The sequence below is a fragment of the Kitasatospora sp. NPDC057936 genome (genome assembly GCF_042887525.1).
Taxonomy (GTDB): domain Bacteria; phylum Actinomycetota; class Actinomycetes; order Streptomycetales; family Streptomycetaceae; genus Kitasatospora.
Map to the genome: position 1 here is coordinate 1 of NZ_JBHVPD010000195.1, position 3814 is coordinate 3814.

Annotated in this window: 2 rRNA genes; both read left to right on the forward strand. The window is 51.4% G+C overall.

Annotation, left to right across the window (positions count from 1 at the left end):
• The first annotated feature begins 218 nt into the window (after positions 1–218).
• Positions 219–1768 (forward strand): 16S ribosomal RNA (locus ACFVU9_RS45305).
• Between the two features lie 175 nt (positions 1769–1943).
• Positions 1944–3814: ribosomal RNA gene (locus ACFVU9_RS45310) — 23S ribosomal RNA — on the forward strand; the annotation flags it as partial.

Sequence of the window (3814 nt, forward strand, 5' to 3'; positions counted from 1 at the left end):
GTATATTATTAAACGTCGCTGATGAACAGCAGACAACAACAAAAAGCTTCGGAAACAACTTAAAAAAGTTGTTGACATAAAAGAAGCTGAGTGGTAAGATAATAAAGTTGCTTCAACAAGCGGTAATGATCTTTGAAAACTAAACAAGACAAAACGTACCTGTTAATTCAAAGTTTTAAATAAATCGCACAGCGATGTGCGTAGTCAGTCAAACTACTTTATCGGAGAGTTTGATCCTGGCTCAGGATGAACGCTGGCGGCGTGCCTAATACATGCAAGTCGAGCGGACAGATGGGAGCTTGCTCCCTGATGTTAGCGGCGGACGGGTGAGTAACACGTGGGTAACCTGCCTGTAAGACTGGGATAACTCCGGGAAACCGGGGCTAATACCGGATGGTTGTTTGAACCGCATGGTTCAGACATAAAAGGTGGCTTCGGCTACCACTTACAGATGGACCCGCGGCGCATTAGCTAGTTGGTGAGGTAACGGCTCACCAAGGCAACGATGCGTAGCCGACCTGAGAGGGTGATCGGCCACACTGGGACTGAGACACGGCCCAGACTCCTACGGGAGGCAGCAGTAGGGAATCTTCCGCAATGGACGAAAGTCTGACGGAGCAACGCCGCGTGAGTGATGAAGGTTTTCGGATCGTAAAGCTCTGTTGTTAGGGAAGAACAAGTGCCGTTCAAATAGGGCGGCACCTTGACGGTACCTAACCAGAAAGCCACGGCTAACTACGTGCCAGCAGCCGCGGTAATACGTAGGTGGCAAGCGTTATCCGGAATTATTGGGCGTAAAGCGCGCGCAGGTGGTTTCTTAAGTCTGATGTGAAAGCCCACGGCTCAACCGTGGAGGGTCATTGGAAACTGGGAGACTTGAGTGCAGAAGAGGAGAGTGGAATTCCACGTGTAGCGGTGAAATGCGTAGAGATGTGGAGGAACACCAGTGGCGAAGGCGACTCTCTGGTCTGTAACTGACGCTGAGGAGCGAAAGCGTGGGGAGCGAACAGGATTAGATACCCTGGTAGTCCACGCCGTAAACGATGAGTGCTAAGTGTTAGGGGGTTTCCGCCCCTTAGTGCTGCAGCTAACGCATTAAGCACTCCGCCTGGGGAGTACGGTCGCAAGACTGAAACTCAAAGGAATTGACGGGGGCCCGCACAAGCGGTGGAGCATGTGGTTTAATTCGAAGCAACGCGAAGAACCTTACCAGGTCTTGACATCCTCTGACAACCCTAGAGATAGGGCTTCTCCTTCGGGAGCAGAGTGACAGGTGGTGCATGGTTGTCGTCAGCTCGTGTCGTGAGATGTTGGGTTAAGTCCCGCAACGAGCGCAACCCTTGATCTTAGTTGCCAGCATTCAGTTGGGCACTCTAAGGTGACTGCCGGTGACAAACCGGAGGAAGGTGGGGATGACGTCAAATCATCATGCCCCTTATGACCTGGGCTACACACGTGCTACAATGGACAGAACAAAGGGCAGCGAAACCGCGAGGTTAAGCCAATCCCACAAATCTGTTCTCAGTTCGGATCGCAGTCTGCAACTCGACTGCGTGAAGCTGGAATCGCTAGTAATCGCGGATCAGCATGCCGCGGTGAATACGTTCCCGGGCCTTGTACACACCGCCCGTCACACCACGAGAGTTTGTAACACCCGAAGTCGGTGAGGTAACCTTTTAGGAGCCAGCCGCCGAAGGTGGGACAGATGATTGGGGTGAAGTCGTAACAAGGTAGCCGTATCGGAAGGTGCGGCTGGATCACCTCCTTTCTAAGGATTTTAACGGAATATAAGACCTTGGGTCTTATAAACAGAACGTTCCCTGTCTTGTTTAGTTTTGAAGGATCATTCGATTCTTCGAGATGTTGTTCTTTGAAAACTAGATAACAGAAGTAATTCACATTCAATTAGTAATGCAAGATATCACGTAGTGATTCTTTTTAACGGTTAAGTTAGAAAGGGCGCACGGTGGATGCCTTGGCACTAGGAGCCGATGAAGGACGGGACGAACACCGATATGCTTCGGGGAGCTGTAAGCAAGCTTTGATCCGGAGATTTCCGAATGGGGAAACCCACCACTCGTAATGGAGTGGTATCCATATCTGAATACATAGGATATGAGAAGGCAGACCCGGGGAACTGAAACATCTAAGTACCTGGAGGAAGAGAAAGCAAATGCGATTTCCTGAGTAGCGGCGAGCGAAACGGAACATAGCCCAAACCAAGAGGCTTGCCTCTTGGGGTTGTAGGACATTCTATACGGAGTTACAAAGGAACGAGGTAGATGAAGAGGTCTGGAAAGGCCCGCCATAGGAGGTAACAGCCCTGTAGTCAAAACTTCGTTCTCTCCTGAGTGGATCCTGAGTACGGCGGAACACGTGAAATTCCGTCGGAATCCGGGAGGACCATCTCCCAAGGCTAAATACTCCCTAGTGACCGATAGTGAACCAGTACCGTGAGGGAAAGGTGAAAAGCACCCCGGAAGGGGAGTGAAAGAGATCCTGAAACCGTGTGCCTACAAGTAGTCAGAGCCCGTTAACGGGTGATGGCGTGCCTTTTGTAGAATGAACCGGCGAGTTACGATCCCGTGCAAGGTTAAGCAGAAGATGCGGAGCCGCAGCGAAAGCGAGTCTGAATAGGGCGAATTGAGTACGTGGTCGTAGACCCGAAACCAGGTGATCTACCCATGTCCAGGGTGAAGTTCAGGTAACACTGAATGGAGGCCCGAACCCACGCACGTTGAAAAGTGCGGGGATGAGGTGTGGGTAGGGGTGAAATGCCAATCGAACCTGGAGATAGCTGGTTCTCTCCGAAATAGCTTTAGGGCTAGCCTCAAGGTAAGAGTCTTGGAGGTAGAGCACTGATTGGACTAGGGGCCCCTACCGGGTTACCGAATTCAGTCAAACTCCGAATGCCAATGACTTATCCTTGGGAGTCAGACTGCGAGTGATAAGATCCGTAGTCGAAAGGGAAACAGCCCAGACCGCCAGCTAAGGTCCCAAAGTATACGTTAAGTGGAAAAGGATGTGGAGTTGCTTAGACAACCAGGATGTTGGCTTAGAAGCAGCCACCATTTAAAGAGTGCGTAATAGCTCACTGGTCGAGTGACTCTGCGCCGAAAATGTACCGGGGCTAAACGTATCACCGAAGCTGCGGACTGTTCTTCGAACAGTGGTAGGAGAGCGTTCTAAGGGCTGTGAAGCCAGACCGGAAGGACTGGTGGAGCGCTTAGAAGTGAGAATGCCGGTATGAGTAGCGAAAGACGGGTGAGAATCCCGTCCACCGAATGCCTAAGGTTTCCTGAGGAAGGCTCGTCCGCTCAGGGTTAGTCAGGACCTAAGCCGAGGCCGACAGGCGTAGGCGATGGACAACAGGTTGATATTCCTGTACCACCTCTTTATCGTTTGAGCAATGGAGGGACGCAGAAGGATAGAAGAAGCGTGCGATTGGTTGTGCACGTCCAAGCAGTTAGGCTGATAAGTAGGCAAATCCGCTTATCGTGAAGGCTGAGCTGTGATGGGGAAGCTCCTTATGGAGCGAAGTCTTTGATTCCCCGCTGCCAAGAAAAGCTTCTAGCGAGATAAAAGGTGCCTGTACCGCAAACCGACACAGGTAGGCGAGGAGAGAATCCTAAGGTGTGCGAGAGAACTCTGGTTAAGGAACTCGGCAAAATGACCCCGTAACTTCGGGAGAAGGGGTGCTTTCTTAACGGAAAGCCGCAGTGAATAGGCCCAAGCGACTGTTTAGCAAAAACACAGCTCTCTGCGAAGCCGTAAGGCGAAGTATAGGGGGTGACACCTGCCCGGTGCTGGAAGG